At 57.1% G+C, this 22663-nt stretch carries 7 protein-coding genes; 3 read left to right on the top strand and 4 right to left on the bottom strand.

Features of this window, described 5'->3' with window-relative positions; translation table 11 throughout:
* Positions 1–687: 687 nt before the first annotated feature.
* On the bottom strand, positions 688–11736 hold the full coding sequence (locus tag LX98_RS05480; protein ID WP_496427937.1) for a DUF4347 domain-containing protein: 11049 nt from the start codon (positions 11734–11736) through the stop codon (positions 688–690).
* 516 nt (positions 11737–12252) lie between these two features.
* Between LX98_RS05480 and LX98_RS05475 the strand changes: the two genes are divergently transcribed.
* On the top strand, positions 12253–13167 hold the full coding sequence (locus tag LX98_RS05475; protein WP_496427936.1) for an AAA family ATPase: 915 nt from the start codon (positions 12253–12255) through the stop codon (positions 13165–13167).
* Between the two features lie 148 nt (positions 13168–13315).
* Here LX98_RS05475 and LX98_RS05470 read toward each other — a convergent pair whose 3' ends face one another.
* Complete coding sequence (locus LX98_RS05470) at positions 13316–18019, bottom strand: DUF4347 domain-containing protein (RefSeq protein WP_496427935.1); 4704 nt, start codon at positions 18017–18019, stop codon at positions 13316–13318.
* A 325-nt stretch (positions 18020–18344) separates the two neighbouring features.
* Here LX98_RS05470 and LX98_RS05465 point away from each other — a divergent pair, with 325 nt between their 5' ends.
* Both LX98_RS05465 and LX98_RS05460 read left to right on the top strand, forming a co-directional pair.
* The gene (locus LX98_RS05465) at positions 18345–18584 is read left to right on the top strand and encodes an AbrB/MazE/SpoVT family DNA-binding domain-containing protein (RefSeq protein WP_496427934.1); all 240 of its coding nucleotides are present in this window, start codon (positions 18345–18347) and stop codon (positions 18582–18584) included.
* Positions 18581–18979 (top strand): PIN domain-containing protein, encoded by a 399-nt coding sequence (locus LX98_RS05460; protein WP_496427933.1) that lies wholly within the window; start codon positions 18581–18583, stop codon positions 18977–18979. Before LX98_RS05465 ends, LX98_RS05460 begins: the two co-directional genes overlap by 4 nt.
* A gap of 60 nt (positions 18980–19039) precedes the next feature.
* Here LX98_RS05460 and LX98_RS05455 read toward each other — a convergent pair whose 3' ends face one another.
* Positions 19040–21169, bottom strand: coding sequence for a site-2 protease family protein (locus LX98_RS05455; RefSeq protein ID WP_496427932.1), 2130 nt, complete (start codon positions 21167–21169; stop codon positions 19040–19042).
* Positions 21170–22615 (bottom strand): efflux RND transporter periplasmic adaptor subunit, encoded by a 1446-nt coding sequence (locus LX98_RS05450; RefSeq protein WP_496427931.1) that lies wholly within the window; start codon positions 22613–22615, stop codon positions 21170–21172.
* Positions 22616–22663: the final 48 nt, after the last annotated feature.

Here is a 22663-nt window from a genome sequence, read left to right as displayed (position 1 = left end):
TGCCCTCCACCGCCCCCGTGTCCACATCGGTAATCGAGGCGCCCACGATGGCCGAGATCAGGTCGCCGCTGTTACTCGTGTCATCTTCGGTGATCGTCGTCAGGGACGGACTGGCCGGCGTCAACACCGGCGCATCATTGACCGCCGTCACCGTGATTGAGGCCGTGTCGGTGGCGGTGCTAAAGGCCGTCGTCCCGCCATTGGTCGAGGCATCCACCTTCGTCCCTTCCGTCCCGCTCGTCTGATCCCACGCCCGGTAGGTCACCGTCGCACTGTCGGCATTGAGCCCATCCGGCACAAACCGTAAGCTGTCGGTCGCGCGCAGTAAGAGCGCACTGGCATCACTGACCACCCCCACCGCCGTCCAGCCGCCCCCGATGTCGTACTCCCACGTGCCGTTGCCCGAGGTGAGCCCCGTAATGGCAATGCCCTCCACCGCCCCCGTGTCCACATCGGTAATCGAGGCGCCCACGATGGCCGAGATCAGGTCGCCGCTGTTACTCGTGTCATCTTCGGTGATCGTCGTCAGGGACGGACTGGCCGGCGTCAACACCGGCGCATCATTGACCGCCGTCACCGTGATTGAGGCCGTGTCGGTGGCGGTGCTAAAGGCCGTCGTCCCGCCATTGGTCGAGGCATCCACCTTCGTCCCTTCCGTCCCGCTCGTCTGATCCCACGCCCGGTAGGTCACCGTCGCACTGTCGGCATTGAGCCCATCCGGCACAAACCGTAAGCTGTCGGTCGCGCGCAGTAAGAGCGCACTGGCATCACTGACCACCCCACCGCCGTCCAGCCGCCCCCGATGTCGTACTCCCACGTGCCGTTGCCCGAGGTGAGCCCCGTAATGGCAATGCCCTCCACCGCCCCCGTGTCCACATCGGTAATCGAGGCGCCCACGATGGCCGAGATCAGGTCGCCGCTGTTACTCGTGTCATCTTCGGTGATCGTCGTCAGGGACGGACTGGCCGGCGTCAACACCGGCGCATCATTGACCGCCGTCACCGTGATTGAGGCCGTGTCGGTGGCGGTGCTAAAGGCCGTCGTCCCGCCATTGGTCGAGGCATCCACCTTCGTCCCTTCCGTCCCGCTCGTCTGATCCCACGCCCGGTAGGTCACCGTCGCACTGTCGGCATTGAGCCCGTCCGGCACAAACCGTAAGCTGTCGGTCGCGCGCAGTAAGAGCGCACTGGCATCACTGACCACCCCCACCGCCGTCCAGCCGCCCCCGATGTCGTACTCCCACGTGCCGTTGCCCGAGGTGAGCCCCGTAATGGCAATGCCCTCCACCGCCCCCGTGTCCACATCGGTAATCGAGGCGCCCACGATGGCCGAGATCAGGTCGCCGCTGTTACTCGTGTCATCTTCGGTGATCGTCGTCAGGGACGGACTGGCCGGCGTCAACACCGGCGCATCATTGACCGCCGTCACCGTGATTGAGGCCGTGTCGGTGGCGGTGCTAAAGGCCGTCGTCCCGCCATTGGTCGAGGCATCCACCTTCGTGCCTTCCGTCCCGCTCGTCTGATCCCACGCCCGGTAGGTCACCGTCGCACTGTCGGCATTGAGCCCATCCGGCACAAACCGTAAGCTGTCGGTCGCGCGCAGTAAGAGCGCACTGGCATCACTGACCACCCCCACCGCCGTCCAGCCGCCCCCGATGTCGTACTCCCACGTGCCGTTGCCCGAGGTGAGCCCCGTAATGGCAATGCCCTCCACCGCCCCCGTGTCCACATCGGTAATCGAGGCGCCCACGATGGCCGAGATCAGGTCGCCGCTGTTACTCGTGTCATCTTCGGTGATCGTCGTCAGGGACGGACTGGCCGGCGTCAACACCGGCGCATCATTGACCGCCGTCACCGTGATTGAGGCCGTGTCGGTGGCGGTGCTAAAGGCCGTCGTCCCGCCATTGGTCGAGGCATCCACCTTCGTCCCTTCCGTCCCGCTCGTCTGATCCCACGCCCGGTAGGTCACCGTCGCACTGTCGGCATTGAGCCCGTCCGGCACAAACCGTAAGCTGTCGGTCGCGCGCAGTAAGAGCGCACTGGCATCACTGACCACCCCCACCGCCGTCCAGCCGCCCCCGATGTCGTACTCCCACGTGCCGTTGCCCGAGGTGAGCCCCGTAATGGCAATGCCCTCCACCGCCCCCGTGTCCACATCGGTAATCGAGGCGCCCACGATGGCCGAGATCAGGTCGCCGCTGTTACTCGTGTCATCTTCGGTGATCGTCGTCAGGGACGGACTGGCCGGCGTCAACACCGGCGCATCATTGACCGCCGTCACCGTGATCGTCGCCGTATCCGTCGCCGTCGAGAAGGCCGTCGTCCCGCCATTGGTCGAGGCATCCACCTTCGTCCCTTCCGTCCCGCTCGTCTGATCCCACGCCCGGTAGGTCACCGTCGCACTGTCGGCATTGAGCCCGTCCGGCACAAACCGCAAGCTGTCGGTCGCGCGCAGTAAGAGCGCACTGGCATCACTGACCACCCCCACCGCCGTCCAGCCGCCCCCGATGTCGTACTCCCACGTGCCGTTGCCCGAGGTGAGCCCCGTAATGGCAATGCCCTCCACCGCCCCCGTGTCCACATCGGTAATCGAGGCGCCCACGATGGCCGAGATCAGGTCGCCGCTGTTACTCGTGTCATCTTCGGTGATCGTCGTCAGGGACGGACTGGCCGGCGTCAACACCGGCGCATCATTGACCGCCGTCACCGTGATCGTCGCCGTATCCGTCGCCGTCGAGAAGGCCGTCGTCCCGCCATTGGTCGAGGCATCCACCTTCGTCCCTTCCGTCCCGCTCGTCTGATCCCACGCCCGGTAGGTCACCGTCGCACTGTCGGCATTCAAGCCGTCCGGCACAAACCGTAAGCTGTCGGTCGCGCGCAGTAAGAGCGCACTGGCATCACTGACCACCCCCACCGCCGTCCAGCCGCCCCCGATGTCGTACTCCCACGTGCCGTTGCCCGAGGTGAGCCCCGTAATGGCAATGCCCTCCACCGCCCCCGTGTCCACATCGGTAATCGAGGCGCCCACGATGGCCGAGATCAGGTCGCCGCTGTTACTCGTGTCATCTTCGGTGATCGTCGTCAGGGACGGACTGGCCGGCGTCAACACCGGCGCATCATTGACCGCCGTCACCGTGATCGTCGCCGTATCCGTCGCCGTCGAGAAGGCCGTCGTCCCGCCATTGGTCGAGGCATCCACCTTCGTCCCTTCCGTCCCGCTCGTCTGATCCCACGCCCGGTAGGTCACCGTCGCACTGTCGGCATTGAGCCCGTCCGGCACAAACCGCAAGCTGTCGGTCGCGCGCAGTAAGAGCGCACTGGCATCACTGACCACCCCCACCGCCGTCCAGCCGCCCCCGATGTCGTACTCCCACGTGCCGTTGCCCGAGGTGAGCCCCGTAATGGCAATGCCCTCCACCGCCCCCGTGTCCACATCGGTAATCGAGGCGCCCACGATGGCCGAGATCAGGTCGCCGCTGTTACTCGTGTCATCTTCGGTGATCGTCGTCAGGGACGGACTGGCCGGCGTCAACACCGGCGCATCATTGACCGCCGTCACCGTGATTGAGGCCGTGTCGGTGGCGGTGCTAAAGGCCGTCGTCCCGCCATTGGTCGAGGCATCCACCTTCGTCCCTTCCGTCCCGCTCGTCTGATCCCACGCCCGGTAGGTCACCGTCGCACTGTCGGCATTGAGCCCGTCCGGCACAAACCGTAAGCTGTCGGTCGCGCGCAGTAAGAGCGCACTGGCATCACTGACCACCCCCACCGCCGTCCAGCCGCCCCCGATGTCGTACTCCCACGTGCCGTTGCCCGAGGTGAGCCCCGTAATGGCAATGCCCTCCACCGCCCCCGTGTCCACATCGGTAATCGAGGCGCCCACGATGGCCGAGATCAGGTCGCCGCTGTTACTCGTGTCATCTTCGGTGATCGTCGTCAGGGACGGACTGGCCGGCGTCAACACCGGCGCATCATTGACCGCCGTCACCGTGATCGTCGCCGTATCCGTCGCCGTCGAGAAGGCCGTCGTCCCGCCATTGGTCGAGGCATCCACCTTCGTCCCTTCCGTCCCGCTCGTCTGATCCCACGCCCGGTAGGTCACCGTCGCACTGTCGGCATTGAGCCCATCCGGCACAAACCGTAAGCTGTCGGTCGCGCGCAGTAAGAGCGCACTGGCATCACTGACCACCCCCACCGCCGTCCAGCCGCCCCCGATGTCGTACTCCCACGTGCCGTTGCCCGAGGTGAGCCCCGTAATGGCAATGCCCTCCACCGCCCCCGTGTCCACATCGGTAATCGAGGCGCCCACGATGGCCGAGATCAGGTCGCCGCTGTTACTCGTGTCATCTTCGGTGATCGTCGTCAGGGACGGACTGGCCGGCGTCAACACCGGCGCATCATTGACCGCCGTCACCGTGATCGTCGCCGTATCCGTCGCCGTCGAGAAGGCCGTCGTCCCGCCATTGGTCGAGGCATCCACCTTCGTCCCTTCCGTCCCGCTCGTCTGATCCCACGCCCGGTAGGTCACCGTCGCACTGTCGGCATTGAGCCCGTCCGGCACAAACCGTAAGCTGTCGGTCGCGCGCAGTAAGAGCGCACTGGCATCACTGACCACCCCCACCGCCGTCCAGCCGCCCCCGATGTCGTACTCCCACGTGCCGTTGCCCGAGGTGAGCCCCGTAATGGCAATGCCCTCCACCGCCCCCGTGTCCACATCGGTAATCGAGGCGCCCACGATGGCCGAGATCAGGTCGCCGCTGTTACTCGTGTCATCTTCGGTGATCGTCGTCAGGGACGGACTGGCCGGCGTCAACACCGGCGCATCATTTTCTGCCACTGCTGTTTCATTCAGGGAAAATTCGGAGGTTGACCCATAGTTGCCGCCCCCTAGATCTTCTGTGGCGGTGGCCGTCACGAATTCTCCGGCAGAAACAGCTGCATTCAGTGTCAGATTAAAACTCCCATTCCCGCTGCCATCCGTGGTGACAGTCGTAAAACCGAGGTAGGTTTCTCCTTCCCCATGACTCGACGCATCTTCGCCGGTCGCAATGGTGTTTTTGAAAAACTCAATCCTGAACGAAGTGCTAGCCGTGCTATTAAATGTCCCGTCAATGGTCACCTGGGTGGGTGAATCCACATCGGCGGTGGCCAGCACCGGAAAATTCTGCAGGTCATTAGCACCTGCGTCGGCATCACCCGCATCGTTAGCAGTAACTCCGATACTTCCTAACTCAATGCCCAAACCGGTATTTGAATGAATCTGGTTACCAAGGATACTATTGTTCGTCCCTCCGTTGACGTTCACACCATTATTGGTGTTATGTGCGATCAGATTGCCTTCCCCGGCATTCACACCCCCAACCTGGTTACCCGCGGTGAATATCAGAATGCCATCGCCGACGTTTCCCAAGGCGGCGGTTCCCGCGGCATCGGTACCGATTTTGTTGCCCAGCACACGATTTCCCGTCCCGATAATCCACACACCCCATTGATTATTGCCGGAGATGAGGTTTCCCTCTCCCGCATTTGAGCCTCCAATCGTGTTGTTACTCCCGTCTACAATGATTCCTCCCCAGTCCCCCACACTGACTTGTCCATTGCCGACAGCCGCAATGCCGGCAATATTGGTGCCGATATAGTTTCCCTGAATGACTGTCCCGGAAATGCCAGGATCAACATCAACACCCTCGTCATTGTTGCCGGAGATAACGTTGCGGTCCGCAGCGGCAGCACTGCCAATGGTATTATTATTCCCGGTGATCGTAATGCCATCGAAGGCGTTCCCCTGATCAACTGTCCCGGTATTATCCAAACCGATCCAATTGCCCACCACGACATTGTTGGCACCACTGAGTTGAATGCCGCTGAGGTTGAAGCGATTGATGATCAAACCCTTGATCGAACTGCCCCCGCTCCCAGATCCAAGTGTAAGTCCATTTGCACTACCCGCACTGGTGCCATTGAGTTCAATTAGCAAAACCGCGTCATTCCCAATGGACAACGTATTGACCGAGGAACCTGCCTGAGTGTACCCGTCAATCACCACGACATCTGTAAGCGTGGGTAAAGCTGATGAGGGACTGATCGTATGCGGACCGGCCCCCGCAATATTGAAATTGATTTGGTCTTCTGTGCCGTCATTTCCCGTATTATTGGTCGCCAAGATCGCTTCCCTCAGAGAAATAAACCCATCAAACCCCTTATCCGCCAGCAAGGCTGCGATCGAGGAGGTATCCCCGTCGGCCGTATCGGAGGTCGTATCGACTGTCAATGTGCCGACGTTATCGACCACGGTAACGGAGATCGCTTGCGTGTCGAATCCGCCGTTCCCGTCACTGACCTGCACGGTCACTTCATAAACATTGTCTGTGTCGGAATCGCCTGGGGCCTCAAAGTTCGGAGGGGTATTAAAGGCTAGGACACCGGTGCCACTTCCAATAGAGAACAGACTCCCGTCCGCCCCTCCGATGATGGTGTATTGCAACGTATCGGCCGGTACATCAACATCCGTCGATATCACCGTTGTGACTGCCGTAATATTTTCACTCCTCGTGAGGGCTGCCGTCGGTCCGCCTCCATTGCTAATGATCACCGGCGCATCATTGACCGCCGTCACCGTGATTGAGGCCGTATCCGTCGCCGTCGAGAAAGCCGTCGTGCCGCCGTTGGTCGAGGCATCCACCTTCGTCCCTTCCGTCCCGCTCGTCTGATCCCACGCCCGGTAGGTCACCGTCGCACTGTCGGCATTGAGCCCGTCCGGCACAAACCGCAAGCTGTCGGTCGCGCGCAGCAAGAGCGCACTGGCATCACTGACCGCCCCCACCGCCGTCCAGCCGCCCCCGATGTCGTACTCCCACGTGCCGTTGCCCGAGGTGAGCCCCGTAATGGCAATGCCCTCCACCGCCCCCGTGTCCACATCGGTTATCGAGGCGCCCACGATGGCCGACACCAGGTCGCCGCTGTTACTCGTGTCATCTTCGGTGATCGTCGTCAGGGACGGACTGGCCGGCGTCAGCACCGGCGCATCATTGACCGCATTGATCGTCAGACTGGCTGTGTCGGTCGCGGTTGAAAACGCGGTCGTTGCCCCGTTGACAGAGGCATCTGCCAAAGATCCGTTGGTTCCGCTGGTTCGATCCCAGGCACGGAAGGTAATGGCACTCGCGATGGTACCGTTGTAGTCGGCATTGGGTTGGAAATAAAGTCGCGTGTTAGCAGGATCGGCCGTGAGCAGACGGGCGTTCGTGTCACTCACTGCCCCTAGGGCATTCCAGCTCGACCCGTTGTTGAGGGAGTAGAACCATGACCCGTTGGTCGTGTCAGCCGCTGTCACGGCGATACCCAGGAGAGCCCCTGAATCGGGATCGGTCACGTTGTCCACCTGTCCGGCGGGTGAGGCAAAATCCACTAGGTCGGAAACTAGCGTACCAACCGCACCGGAAGGAGCTCCCGCATCCTCATTTTCAGCCGAGAGTGCAGGACTCTTTGTATCGTCCAAAGTCGGGGCCGTATTTGCCGAATATTCGACAAATAATTGTGGCCGTTGACTAACGGTTCCGTTCTCTGACGTCGAAAAATCCCATCCATCGGTATTGTCGGTGAGAATTACCCACCCGTTATTAGTTCCCCCGTCCGACCAACTTTGTAGCCTGCTGGCCAATCCGGTAAACGTCACAAAATCGTTGCTGGTGGTCGGTGAACCCAGTGTACTGTCAGGCGTGCTACTGGCTTCAATATCGTTCGCCTGGATTCCGTCACCGGTTGGAGGGGGGAAATCATCCCAGGCCGATGCTTCAGTCCAGGACTGCAACATTTGATGCAAGGTAATTTGGGCCCCGCCAGAGCTCTGGTTCGTGACATAGACCGTTAATGACGCGGATGTAATAGTGGACCCGAAGGGAATTTGACCGGGTCCTGTTCCGAAAATGTTATTAAACTGGATCAGGCCCTGGGTCTCTCCGGAACCGTTGTCCAGATCAATATTGATGCTTACGTTATTTCCAAAAGAGTTGGTCGGATCCCCTTCTTGGATTTCGGTATCTTCATTTCCCGTATAATCCCCGACCCCTTCTTGAAAGGTTCCCCCATTCGCCACAACATTGGCGGAAAATTCCGACGTGTCCGTAAAGGTCGTGAATGTCGCGTCAGTTTTGGTCGCCGTGGCACTGACAAATTCGCCCGAGGCAACTGAGACCGTTAATAACGTATTAATCGTGCCATTACCGGAACCATCCGTACTTACATTGGTAAAGCCTAAGTATGTCTGCCCCTCGCCGTAGCCGCTTGGGTCAGCGGCGGTGCTTTTAAAGAATTCGACACGGAAATAGCTGTTGGCGATCGAATTAATCGTTCCAACGATATGAACCTGAGAACCATTGGAGGTCACCTGAGTGAGTACGGGAAAATTTTGGAGGTCATTGGATCCCGTATCTCCATCACTTGCGTCGTTGGCGGTGACACCGAAACCGTCTTCAGTACCTCCCTCGAGATTGATTCCCCGGAGAGTGTTCCCATAAATCCGGTTTCCCAGAATGGCATTGTTAATGGTAGGGGCATCGCGTACTTCAATCCCATGCAGATCATTCCCGAAAATCAAATTCCCTTCGTTCGCACCTGTCCCACCGATTAAATTTCCTGTAGACCCGTCCCCCGTATCTTCATTAATATCAATGCCATCACGGACATTCCCAAGATCAAGTGTCCCCGTATAGTCTGTCCCGATATAGTTTCCTTGTATGATGTTGTTATCGCCATTGTCGATTTCGATCCCATCGCTGTCATTGCCTGAAATCACGTTCCGAGCGCCGGCGGCAGAACCTCCGATGGTATTCCCGGCGGCATTGTCGATTTCAATTCCTTCCTGGGTATTCCCACGATCAAGTGTCCCCCCAGCGTCGGTCCCGATATAGTTTCCCCGGATTTGATTCCCCGTCGCACCGGCGCCTGCAAGTGCAATTCCGCTGAATATGTTTCCGGATATGACATTGCGATCAGCGGCAACAAGACCACCGATGGTATTATTGGCTGATTCAATCCGGATACCGCCTTGAATACCCGTACCCGACGTATTGTTTCCCGCCGTCGTCGTACCGTCGGCATCGAGACCAAGGTAGTTTCCCGCAATCAGGTTATTCCCCCCTTGGAGGAGGATACCGTTCTGATGAAAATTTTGAATGACAAGCCCACGGAGAGTCGATCCGCCCCCCGTTCCACTAATTGTCAACCCATTCACCCCAACGCCGGCGCTAGTTCCATCAATCTCAATAATGGGTGTCGTCCCAAAGTCCGGCTCGGTGGTCCCATCAATGATGACGGCCTCCGTGATTGATGGCAGAGCCGAAAGGACGTTAATGGTATGTGCACCCCCCGTCAGAGCAGCGGTGATGTTGAAGACGATGGTATCGGTCCCGCCTGTCGCATTGGTTGCCGCAATGGCTTCCCGCAGTGAGATGCGGCCATCGCCGCCGCGCGCGTTGCCCAGGTTAGTGATAGACGTCGTGGTGCCGTCACTGACATCGCTCGTCGTGTCGACGACGACGATGCCGGTCGAAGTTGCGGTGACGTTGGCGGCGAATTCGGACGTATCGCCGTAGTTGCCGCCGCCGAGATCACGGGTGGCTGTCGCCGTGACGCGATCCCCGGCGTTGATCCAGACGCCATTCAAGGTCAAGTTGAAACTCGCATTGCCTGAACCATCGGTGGTGACGGTTGTGAAGCCCAGATACCGCTCCCCTTCTCCGTTGGGACTATCCGCAATAGATGGTCGGCTCGCAAAGAATTCGATCCGATAGTTCAGACTCGCATTCGTGTTGAGCGTGCCGACGATCGTCGTGCCGCTGGCGTTTGAATTTGCCGACGTGACTACCGGGAAGTTCTGTAAATTGTTGGCCCCGGAGTCAGGGTCACCTGCATCGTTTGCAGTCACGCCGGCCGTGCCGAGATTGATACCCAGCAGGGTGTTGGAATGAATCTGATTCCCAAGAACCCTATGGCTTGTGCCATTCACCACATCCACGCCGTTGGTCGCGTTGTAGGCGATGAGGTTGCCCGCCCCGGCTGCCGTCCCGCCGATGAGATTGCCGGTGGAACTGCCTTGAATCTCGACCCCGTCGCTGGAACGGTTTCCCCGGTTGAGCGTGCCAGTGACATCCGTACCAATATAGTTCCCCTGCACGATGTTGTTCGACGTGTTGATCTCGATGCCTTCGAAGTTTTTCGAGATGACATTCCGCGCCGCCGCGCTCGTGCCACCTATCGTATTGCCGGAACCGGTAATGATAGCGATACCCACATCGGTATTGCCGCCGCCGGTCGATCCGTCCGGATCGACCCCGATGTAATTCCCTTGAATCAGATGCCCGGTTACTCCAGATCCAATAATTTGTATGCCTTCGTCACCATTGTTTGTAATGACGTTACGGTCATTCGCGCCTGTACCACCGATGATCGCGTTGGAACCGGCGATTTCTATGCCGTCGTCGCCATTTCCCACACCGGTCGATCCGGTCCCGGTCGTGCCGATCCAGTTGCCCACCACGGTGATATTGTCAGCACCCGACTGAATAAGAATCCCATCCCTGGAAAATCCGGTGATCATCAATCCCCGGACCGTGCTATTGTCGCTGGTCCCGGTAAACACGAGGCCATCCCTGTTCGGCCCACCGATCGAGGACCCGTCTACTCGAACAACTGGGTTCCCGGTAAAATCTGGTTCACTCCAACCATCAATAAGCACGGGACCAGAGATGGGATCCAGTTCAGAGCTGAGTGTGATGACGTGTGGCCCCGCACCGGCAATACTAAAGGTAATAGTGTCACTCCCTGCATTGCCATTAGCATCTAAAATGGCCTGTCGTAACGATCCGGCACCGGAATCATTGATGTTGGTCACCGTATAGGTGGCCAACACCCCCTCCCACGCCGCTTGGGTGGACTGATCGACGACGACGGAAGTTTCGATAAACCCCGTGGAGACTTCCAGATTCCAGTTGGCATATTCGCTGATGTGTCCGGTTCTGTCTGTGCTGGCCGCAATATCCGCTCCCGTAAGATCGGCCAAGGACTGGATGGCGAGCAACCCGTCTGTCCCTTTTCCAAAATTACAACCGTAAATTAAAAGGTCGGCGTTGGCCGACAAGCTGTCTCCGAATTGCATGAACAGCTCCGCATATTGGCCGTGGATCGAATCAAGGGTGACAAAGGCCGTCCCCAGATGCATCTCTGCTTCGTTACCTTCTCCGATGAGATGAATGGCATCGATATCGCTCCGGTTCTTGAGGGCTTCCGCAATTTGTTCGATCCCGTCCCGTCTCGCATCCAGAAGAATAACTTCCGCGGCCGGATCGATCCCGTCCATAAGCGTCTGGTAATTTTCAACACGTGTATCGATGAAGACAATTTCTTTCCGATCAGATGGGGTTGAGAGGGAAAGACCAGAGGACCAGATGCCGTCACTCTTGGAAGAATCGGTGGTGGTGAAATCGGTACTGGTCTCACTCTTGACATCGGGAGCACCCGGTTGATCTTGCGTGGTGGTGTCTTGAACGACTTCCGCTCCCGTGGCAAGGGCGGCTCCATCGAAGAGGATCCGCGGCTCTAAAGCGAGACAGGTTCCGGTCAATCGGTTCGTGGGAGGTTCTTGGGATGGACGGAGCTTCCGCTTCTTTCGGGCGCCAGGTTTCACCACCTTGGCGTCTTTCCGGGCTTCAAGCGTCGCGGGCTTGCAGCGTAAGTGCTTCATGTGACGATCTTCAATCATGATAGAAATCGGATGACAAGTAGTCTCAGGTCACAAATTGTTGAAAAAGCCTTGATATCCCATAGGTCATCGATTAACAGAGTCGTCCCCTCAAAATGGAGGAAATTCCTAGATCCCTTGTCGGACCTTGGAGAAAGACTCTTGATGCGGATTAAGAATGGTTTTAGGGGGTTATTTTCCGGTTACTGACTGTTAGTTGAGGTTCTGTCACGTATCGAAAATATATTGCAAGTTGGGTTACAGGAAAGGGTGTCGAATACCACGTCATTCCGGATATCGATCAGTCTCTTCAGCCTCTCAGGGATGCATGAGGAACCGGCTTGCCATTGTATGCTTTTCTCCTTAAGAGCATTGACGCTTTTTCCGATACAAAGGCACACCTCACATCACCGGGGAATAGGTTCAGACTTCTCACCACAACACCAAGCCACTACGGACACTTTGACCGGGTGACAAACCAAGGACAATCCGAAACCTACCATAGAGAAGGAAATGGGGATGGAGATTCAAAAAACCGTACAAGCGTTTCAGCGATTGAAAGGACAGGAAACTATAATACAGCCGGCTGGCGTCGATACGGCCGATACAAGCGAGCCAACATCACCCTGCCATGTGATCGGCTTTTCCGGTGCCAAGGGAGGAGTCGGAACGACCACGGTAGCACTCAATGTCGCCATGACCCTTGTTCATGGAGGCCACCGCGTCATCTATGTCGAGCTGAGCCCTCATTTGGGAACTGCCACGCGGCTTCTTCACATGGCACACCAATCGCCTTTGCGCCATACATCGACAACGTTAACAGACATAAATGAAGCGGTTGTGAGCCAACTGCTCATGCAACATTCGACAGGACTGCAAGTTCTCTGTGTATCCACCTGGGATCAAGAAGTGGGGGCTCAAGTCTCCACGGAATTCCTGACTGTTTTATTCCGGGAACTCAAAGGACTCGCAGACTATCTGATACTTGATTTTCCGTTGGAACCCTCTTTTCCATCCATGTGTTTTCTCGGTCAATGTCAGGTCCTGGATCTCGTGATGGAGAGCGATGCCATTGGTATGAATTTAGCGAAAAACCAATTAGCGTTTATCCGTAGCCACTGCGAAACTCCCGTTTTTGTCACCCTCGTGAATCGCTCGGGTATTCCATTAGCTGACGGGATTCAGGGTATCCAGGAAGAAATCGGCTATGAAATCCCGGTCGTCATCCCCACGGCCTCGGAGTTATGTTATACCGCCGGCATTAAAAAATTGCCGATCGTCTGCTTCAACCCCGAAAGCGTCCTTGCCATGCAGTTTGTCAAACTGAGCGAACACCTGCTCGGCTACTTTTCCGAAGACGGTCCGGAGCCCAAACGAGACCGACGAGGCCGGGACCGCCGGAAAGGCAACCGTCGAGACCGTGGTGTCTGGTAACCTCTTCTCCCCTTTCTAAAGAAAGTTCTGGAAAAGAGGACGTCACACAACCGCCCCCTGTTGTCATATCGCCCATCCTCGCGCAACACAACTTAAGGAAATACTCGGGTAAGAGAAACCCACCCCGGACTCATCCAACAGGTGGGCGTCAGTCGTTTCTTGACGGTCGTATGCGGGGAGAAACGGAAGGCGTAGAAGATGTACCAACTTCCGGGTCCAACATCTGGTCTAATCCTTGATGCTCTCCGGCCTCCTTTTGTGAGGCTTCTTTCATCTTTTTTGTCCAACTCTCCCGACCCTGTTTATCCATATCCAATATCGCAATAGGGTCAAAATTGCGCCAAGCCGGGAGGGAAGCTAACACGCTCGCCAACAGCGTGCCACTTCTTACCAGCCACGCCACAAGGACTCCCGATACCCCAAGCCCCGTGTATTCCATCATTTTGATAAAAAAAGACCGCTCATCAATGGCTTGCTGCGTGGCCTCTTTTAAATCATCGGAAAACGCGTTTAACTGTTGAAAAAATTCCTGGCCCAGTTCAATGTGTGAAAGTAGCACAGGGGCCGTAGCATACGACCCAATTTGTTCTGAGGTGGTCCCAAACGCGGCAGGGCGCAGGAACGGAGCGACATCCAAAACCCTGCTCCAATCCCGGACCGGCTGAGGGCTGGGCCCACGGGAAAGATCCCGCCCCGGCGAGGCCTGACCACCAAAGGAACCCGGAACCTCGTGAGAAGGCGTCACCGTTGTCGAATTATCGATATCAGAAGACGGGTCCGAAGTTGGCTGGGGCGCAGGGTCAGGCGTGGGGATGGGATATGGCTGAGGTAGAGGCTGTAGGGGAAGGGGAAGAACTCCTTCTAGCGTATCTGTGACGGTGATACGAATCATTTGTGTATCCGCTCCCCCATTGCCGTCACTCACGTGGACGGTGACCTCATAGACATTATTCGCATCGGCGTCAGCGGGTGTCTCAAAGTCGGGGGGAACCAGAAACGTCAACACCCCGCTGATGGGATCCAGGCTGAATAGGGCCGCATCAGCCCCGCCGGTGATGCTATAGGTCAACGTGTCCGCCGGCCTATCCGCATCAGTTGCCGTCACTGTCGTCACGGCAGTGGTATTTTCACCCATGTTGATGACCGCTGTCGTCCCGCCCCCATTACTGGTAACCACCGGCGCATCATTGGCCGCCGTCACCGTGATGGTCGCCGTGTCGGTGGCGGTACTAAAAGCGGTGGTCCCGCCATTGGTGGAAGCATTCACCTTCGTGCCCGCACTGCCACTGGTCTGATCCCAGGCCCGGTAGGTGACTGTCGCACTGTCAGCATTCAGCCCATCCGGCACAAACCGCAAACTGTCGGTGGCGCGCAAGAGCAACGCCGTCATCTCACTGACCGCTCCCACCGCCGTCCAGCCGCTCCCCATGTTGTACTCCCACCTGCCGTAGCCACTGGTGAGGCTCGTGATGGCGATGCCTTCCACGGCGCCGCTATCCACATCACTGATTGTGGCACTGACAATACTGGAGATGAGGTTGCCGCTATTGGTGTTTTCATCCTCCGTAATGGTAGTGAACGTGGGGCCCGCCGGGGTCAGCACCGGCGCGTCATTGGTACCATTAATGGTGACATAGACCGTCCCTGTATCTGTGCCCCCGTTGCCGTCGTCGATGGTATAGGCGAATTGGTCAACCGTTTGCTGCCCACTCACCAAATTGTCGAACTGTCCATTGGGATCGTAGTTGAAACTGCCATCAGCGTTGAGCGTGACCAACGCCCCCGACGCAAGGAGAACGGGATTTCCGACATTTGCGGCATTATTGTTGACCTCACTTACCACAAGTGGATCACTGTCGACATCGACATCATTGGTGAGCACACCTGCCACCGGGATATTGAGAGGTGCGTCTCCATTTGTGGCATAGCCGACCCATGTGGGCTCCTGAGAGGGCGTGCCTCCACCCAACGTGCCATTGTTGCTTGAGGTTGAGATATCTATCGCCACGGCTCCCGAGCCTTCTGTCAACCGCCAGTTACCGACCAACCCCGTTTCCGCACCCGTGAGCCACTGATCATAGTTGGTGGCAATCTCCATCCCGGTCCTCGCGACGTTCCAAATTCGAACCTCACCAATGGATCCCTCGAAATACTGACCCGATGGATTGTTCGAACGACCACCGATACGAAGATCGTCGAGTGTGGGGTGAGCATCGCCAATGGACCCGGAACCGTTGTAGGTGTCGACGGGTGATCCATTGACATAGGTAACCACAGTGCCACTGTTATAGGTAATGGCCACATGCGTCCATTCATTGAGGGACACCACATAGCCCGTGTCATACCAACTCCATCCAGGGTCCGAATTGGCAAAGCCCCAACGAATGCTTCCGTCAGGAAACAGGGCCACTTCATATTCCCCTTCCTTATTGATAATGAGCGCACTACTACTGGCTGGGAAACTTGTTGGCCGGAACCACGCCTCCATCGACATCATATTCGTCATTTCCAGACTCGCATCATTGACCACTCGTACGAAGTCATCAACTCCATCGAACGTGAGTCCCGAGCGATCATCTGCTGCGATCGGTACATGGTTGGCCACGACGTTGGCGGAGAACTCAGAGGTATTGTTTGACACATCGGTGGCTGTGGCCGTCAAGCGGTCACCGGCGACCAGCAGGCTGGTCGAGAAGCTGAAGCTGAACTGACGCGCGGCAGGGTCTATACTACCCGGCGTCGATCCGTTCACGATGCCGGTGTCCAGGTAAGTCTCCCCTTCCCCGTAGCCGCTCGCGCTCGGGGCCGCTTTGAAGAACTCGACGGTCGAACCCGCCCCGGCCTCACCAGTGACCGTGACCGTCGTACCCGAAACCTGCACGCTGTAGATCACGGGAAAGTTCATCAGATTGTTGCCGCCGGTGTCGGCGTCGCCGGCATCATTGGGGGTCACGAAGGGAGCCGTTCCCAGGTCGCCCGGGTCGCCCGCCGTCAGGAGATCGATACCAATTCCCCCCCCTGGACCCGTGCCGTTGCCGTAAATCGAGTTCTGCGTGATGAGATTGCTCGTTGAGGAACCGGAGCGGATCATCACGCCGGCGCCGGCGTTGCCGCTGCTGATGTTCTTGCTGATCGTCAGATTAGACGAACGGGCGCGAATGCCCGCGGACTCATTGCTTGCGCTGCCATTGTTGCTGACCGTGTTGTTCTCGACCAGCGATCCGGTGGCGGTGATGAGGTCCAACGCCGGCCCTGCATTGGCAACAATCAAGTTGCCCCGGACCGTCTGCGCCAGGCTGTTGCTATTGGTGGCAATCGCGTCGGCGCGCATGTTGCTGCTGCCGAAGGCGTTGCCGCGTAATTCATTACCCGTGATCAGCCAGTTGTTGGAGCCGCCGAGTAGATTGATGCCCGATTCGGTCGCGAAGCCGATCAGGTTGTTGCGGATGATGCCGTTGTCTCCACCGGCCGAGTAGATATTGGAGCCTTCGGTCTTGGCCCCCGGCGCCGGCGCACTGAAACTGCTCGCATCCGAGCCAATGATGTTGTTTTCGATCAACGCATTGGCCGCGGTGCTGCCGATGGTGATGTTGCCGTTGCTCGAGGTGCTGCCGAAGCCGTAGATCGCCACGCCGCGAATCGTCACGTTGCTAGCGTTAACCGCCAAGCCCGTGGTAATGCCGGCGCCGTCAACAATCTCAATCTCCGGTCGCTCGACCTGCGCCAGCACCAGAGCATCGACGCCGACGGTGCCACCGGCACCGAGCAGCCCGGCATTGGTGTTGCCGATGTTCAGAGCCTGCGTGCTGCCGTCGATCGTCAACGCGTCGGTAATTGCCGGCAGCAGCGACATGACATTGATCGTAAATACGCCACGGCCTGCATCATACCCGGCATCCCCCGTAGGAATGGCAAAGGCGATACTGTCGGCTCCGGCATTAGCATTCGCATCAGTGATGGCTTGTCTGAATGAGCCGGCGCCCGAATCATTGGTGTTGGTCACCGTATACGTCGCCAACACCCCTTCCCAGGCGTTTTGCGTGGCCTGGCCGATCACGATGGACGACTCAATGAACCCGGTAGAGATTTCTAATTCCCAGTTGGCATATTCGCTGACGTGCCCGGTTCGGTCCATGCTTGCCGCGATATCGGCTCCGGTAAGGCCCGCTAACGTTTGAATGGCGGAGAGGCCGCTTACTCCACGACCAAAATTGCAGCCGTAGATCAAGAGATCCGCGTCCGCAGATAGACTCTTCCCGATTTGCTCAAACAGTTCGGCATATTGCCCGTGTATGGAATCATTGGTGAGAAAGGCCGTGCCCAAATGCAATTCCGCCTCGGTGCCTTCCCCGATGAGGTGGACAGCATCGATATCGCTCCGGCCCTCCAGCGCTTCCGCAATTTGTTCGATTCCGTCCCGTCTCGCATCCAGAAGAATAACTTCCGCGGCCGGATCGATCCCGTCCATGAGCGTCTGGTAATTTTCGATACGGGTATCGATAAAGACGATTTCTTGGCGGTCGGAAGAGGGAGCGAGGAAAAGCCCAGACGACCAGAGAGCGTCATTGTCGGAAGAATCCTTAGTGTTGGAATCCGCGCTGGTTTCACCATTGACTGCGGGAACGCCCGGTTGATCTTGCGCGGTGGGGTCTTGAACCACTTCCGCTCCGGTGGCGAGAGCCGCTCCATCAAACAGGATCCGCGGCTCTAAGGCAATAAAGGTTCCGGTCAATCGGGGCGTGGGAGTTCCTGGGGATGGACGGAGCTTCCGCTTCTTTCGGGCGCCGGGTTTCATCACCTTGGCGTCCTTCCCGGCTCCAAGTGTTGCGGGCGTACAGTGCAGGTGTTTCATGTGACGATCTTCAATCATAAAACAAATCTGAATACGAATAATCTCGGGACACAAATCGATCGAAATGCCGTGGTATCCCACAGGTCATCGATCAACGGGATGGAGGGTCTCCATATCCATTGTCGGACCTTGGGGGAAGACTCTTGATGCGGATTAGGGAATATTGCTGTCGTTTTCTTGCAGCTACGGAATGGAGTTGGACGTGATGTCGAAGGAAGGAAATTTTCAGATGTCGGGAAGATAAAGGAACCTACCTCACACACCTAAAATTGACATGCTCCCTTACTCTATAATAAGGATTTCATGTAATTGAAAGGAGGATGTCATGCCTGTTGCCACCTTGACCAGTAAAGGGCAAATTACCCTCCCAAAGGAGATCCGAGAACAATTAAAGTTACAACCCGGGGATCGGGTGGAATTTCTTGTGGGGACTGATGGGCGGATTACCGTTTGGCCGGTTACCTCAAATGTCACAATCTTAAAAGGTCTGATTCCCAAGCCAAAACAACCAGTCACTCTCAAAGCTATGCGGGCTGCCATTAAACAGCGAGGGGACCGACCATGAGGGGCCTCGATACGAATGTGCTCGTCCGCTATCTCCTCCAGGACGATCCCGCCCAATCCAAAGCCGCGACACAATTTATTGAAAAGCAATGCTCTCAGGAAAATCCCGGATTTTTAATTCACTTGGTGTTGTGTGAAACGCTTTGGGTTCTGGAGGGCTGTTACCAACAATCAAAGGAGACGATGGTGAAGACCATCGAACAGGTACTGAGTGTCGCTCAATTACGGGTGGAAGATTCTCAGGTGGTCTGGCAAGCCTTGGACGATTACCGAAAGCGCCGTACTGATTTTTCCGAACACTTATTAAGCCGAATTAATCGTGGTCATGATTGCACCACTACTGTGACGTTTGATCGTGAGGCCGGGAAGTCTCCAGGATTTTCCTTGTTGCAGTAGCAAAAAAAAAGGTCGCGAAAATGAGCGCATCTCCCCCAACCCCACTTTTCCTTCTAACAATCAGGCGCCGCTTTCCCGAATGAGGATGGAGGCCGCCCGTGCCCAGAGATGCCCCATCACACTTTGCCCATTGCCCTTCACATGGACCACCCCTCGCACAACCTGATTCCAGGATGGATCCCTGTCCGTCACATCCAGTTCCACCCGGTACACGGAATGCTCGGGAATCAATTTGCCCCGCGCATCCTGGCGCACGGGCACACCACCGGAATAGGTGGAGGCTAAATACGGCAAGGCCATTTCCGATTCGTCCACATAACGAAGGTCCCGAAGCTGACCCTGTCGGGCAGGTCGCGTAGGGTCGTCCGGATAAAACCATCCTTCATTCCCCACCGAGAGCCGGGCTTTTTCTTTTTCCGTGGCGAGGGCCAGCATCACGGATGGATGTTCACCAATCACATGGGCCATCGCCATATCGGTATTCACCCACAGCCCTGGTTGGAGTGACGAGGCCAGATCCGTGACCACGCCGGAGAACGGAGCACGCAAGATCAACTGCTCCCGGAGCGTGACCAGGCCGGCCAGCGCCTTTCGTTCGCCCACCAGCATCTCCCAAATGACCAGATGATCATCCCGGTCATCCTGATAAGCGACTTCCCGTTCCGCGCGCAATTCTAACGCCGCAATGCGATGTCTAATAATGTCAATCTGATGTTCCACCTGTGGCGACTGTAACATCAAAAGCGTTTGACCGTGTTCAACCCGATCTCCCTCCTCAACCAACACCTCCACCACCATTGCCGGAGCCGGTGGAAACAGAGTCGTGCGTTCCGGAGCCTCAAGAATCGCGGGAATCTCCACTGTCGTATCCAAGGGCATCACGCTCATCAGCAAACACCCCATTAGTGCGACTCCGATTCCCCGTCCTCGCCAGGATTTGGCCACGGCCGCCCGGCGTGTCCACCAGACCTGCAGTTCCTCATAGACGGGCCATGCCAGAAACCAGCCTATTTCCACGAGAAAGAGGATGACGCCCAAAACCTTGAAAAAAAAGTAATACACCAGGACCGCAATACCGACAAATACGACGGCCCGGTAGACCCACACCGCCCATGCATAGGCGATCAGCACCGATTGCCGTTGCGGGGGCATGTGTTCCGGAGGAGCATCTCCCCAGGCAAACAACCATTCCCGTAATTTCCAACGACCAAACCCGAAGGCCCGCGATTGTAAATTCGGGACACCCAGCCAATCGGATAGGACATAGTAGCCGTCAAACCGGAGCAGCGGATTCAAATTGATCAGCAGCCCCGTCACCCAACTGGTGGTTGCCAACACAAAGAGCATGCTTTTGACAATGCCCTCAGGACAGAAGTTCCACAAAAAGGTTGCGAGCATCGCCACACTAAGTTCCACCATCATTCCCGCAGCCGCAATGGCCGCGCGTTGCTTCCGGACCGTGAGCCGCCAGGAATCGGTCGTGTCGGTATAGAGGACAGGCACCATAATGAGGAATCCGAGGCCCATCGTGGGGACCCGGCACCCGTATCGAACGGCGGTATAGGCATGCCCCAGTTCATGCAATATCTTAATGGCCACCAACCCGATGATATAACCGGTCATCCCTTGAAACGTAAAAAAGTATAAAAAGACATTGGCAAACGATTCCCACTGCCGCACGACTCCCATACACCCGATCACACCCAGAATGACCACACACCATAACGCCCAGCGACTAAACAGCGGGATGACGAACGGAAGCGTTCTTCGTAAGAATTTGTCGGGATTACATAGGGGAATTCTGAAAAATAAATAGTTGTGGAGCACTCTCAGCAGCCAATGTTGTTTCGCCTGTTCGGCCTGTCCTAAGAACCCCTGACTTCCACCGGCTAAGGAATCCCGGGTTAAATTGTTCCGATAGAGAAACTGGACCAACTCCATCACATTCTCGGTTGAGACCTTGGCCGAGGTGGTTCGGGTCACCAGATCCACCAGTCCCTCGGCCGTTCCCGCCTGCCAATGTGAAAGCAGTTGGAACGCGGACCATTCAATTTGGAAAAATTGATTTCGAACCGTGTCTACGATCGTCCAGGTGGGGACACCATCAGGCGTGGGGGTACCGGGCAGGATCTGAAGATCTTCGCGCAAGGGTGGAAGGGAAACGTCTTCTTGAGGCTTTGGCTGACCCATTTAGAAACCTAACGTTTGTCGAAGAACCCCAAGGGGGCGCCGGAAGAGATGGAAAAAGAGGGTGACCGGTTCCCCATAGATTTTGGCGGTGCCTTGCCAGCCGATTCGAATATCTTCAGGCGGATCCATGAACTCCGCTTCCACCCGATAAGCCAGGACATTGGTCGGGAGAATACTCGCATGGTAACTGGCATGAATTAATTTGGCAGGTATGGCTCGTAAGGGATTGGCATTCAAAAACACCTCAACCTCGGCGCCTTCCCGTAATACGATAGCGTCCTCCACCGGTAGATCAATTTTCAATTCAAACTCCTGGGGATCGGCCACTTCCATAATGCGTTCGCCCACCACCACCGGCTTGCCGATCCATTCGGATTTATCCGTGAAAATCACAATACCCGCCCGGGGAGCCTTGACCTCTACCTGCTGTAACATGTCCCAGGCGTAATCCCGTTCGGCTTCTTTCAGCCGGACTTCCGAGGCTTGCACGGGCATGCCCGCACCGGTGTCATGGTCGACAAACGCACCCTGCGACACTTTGCGATACTCCATCCAGGTAACGGACAGATTCTTTTCCGCCACTTCAAATTGATTCCGGAATGTGGTGTCCTCATAACGAAAGAGGGTTTGCCCCGTCTGAACCAGGGTATTCGGATGGACAAGGATTTCCCCCAGCACCCCATCCAATGGGGCTGTCACCACCGACGGATCCCGCGGCACCACTTCCACCGGAGCCAGCGTGGACAATCGCACGGGCAGCCACATGGCCGCCATCACGACCACCAGCACTCCCCATAGCCAGTTCTTGAGAACCTTCCAGTTTTTCACTCTCCGTTTCGTGCCCCCGAGTGCTTGCCAGGCATGAGCCACCGTTTCGGCAAACCGCCGGATCAGTTGCACTTCCCCGTCTTGCCAGGGTATCTCCCTGGTCAACCACAGGCCACCAATCACCTGCTGATCCGCGCGAATTAATGGACACCAGAGGACATGCGGAAATGCAAAGGACTTCCAATCACGTTGGAGTTCTGTCGAACAATGAGTGGAGGAGAGAGGACCGGGATCTTTGAGGCTGCCTTGTTCCCATAATTCGGAAATGACGCGTTCGATCCAAGTGATCATCGGCGCATTCCGGTCAACCACGGCCACACTGGACACCGCTTCCACCATGCCCCGCATCCGCCCCTTCGGCGTGATTGAAAAAATACAGGCTTGTCGAAAGTCCACGAGACGTCTGGTCTCATTGGCCAGAAGAAAACAGAGTTCTTTTACCGTTTGAGCCTTGCGAACCTGACTTTCCAGTTGAAGAAGCGCCAGAAAAATACTGGAATCTTTTTCCGTTTTGATCTTTGACGCGATAGAAGGGCCGCCGGCCAGACCGGAGGAGGGCCTAAAGTCCTTCCCGGTCCCTCGCGAAGGGGACTCTGTCTGGGTTGCTGGTTGCACCACGCTCGTTTCCCTCCTTTGGATCAACAGAGAGGTCGATCCGGGAAGGAG

Source organism: Nitrospira marina, assembly GCF_059568365.1.
The sequence above is the reverse complement of the archived record's forward strand: the minus strand, read 5'-3'. Positions and strand labels throughout refer to the sequence as shown.

What these genes read in the sequence shown, in the direction of transcription:
- LX98_RS05480 (WP_496427937.1), bottom strand. Translation starts at nt 11,736, where the DNA reads ATGAAGCACTTACGCTGCAAGCCCGCGACGCTTGAAGCCCGGAAAGAC.
- LX98_RS05475 (WP_496427936.1), top strand. Translation starts at nt 12,253, where the DNA reads ATGGAGATTCAAAAAACCGTACAAGCGTTTCAGCGATTGAAAGGACAG.
- LX98_RS05470 (WP_496427935.1), bottom strand. Translation starts at nt 18,019, where the DNA reads ATGAAACACCTGCACTGTACGCCCGCAACACTTGGAGCCGGGAAGGAC.
- LX98_RS05465 (WP_496427934.1), top strand. Translation starts at nt 18,345, where the DNA reads ATGCCTGTTGCCACCTTGACCAGTAAAGGGCAAATTACCCTCCCAAAG.
- LX98_RS05460 (WP_496427933.1), top strand. Translation starts at nt 18,581, where the DNA reads ATGAGGGGCCTCGATACGAATGTGCTCGTCCGCTATCTCCTCCAGGAC.
- LX98_RS05455 (WP_496427932.1), bottom strand. Translation starts at nt 21,169, where the DNA reads ATGGGTCAGCCAAAGCCTCAAGAAGACGTTTCCCTTCCACCCTTGCGC.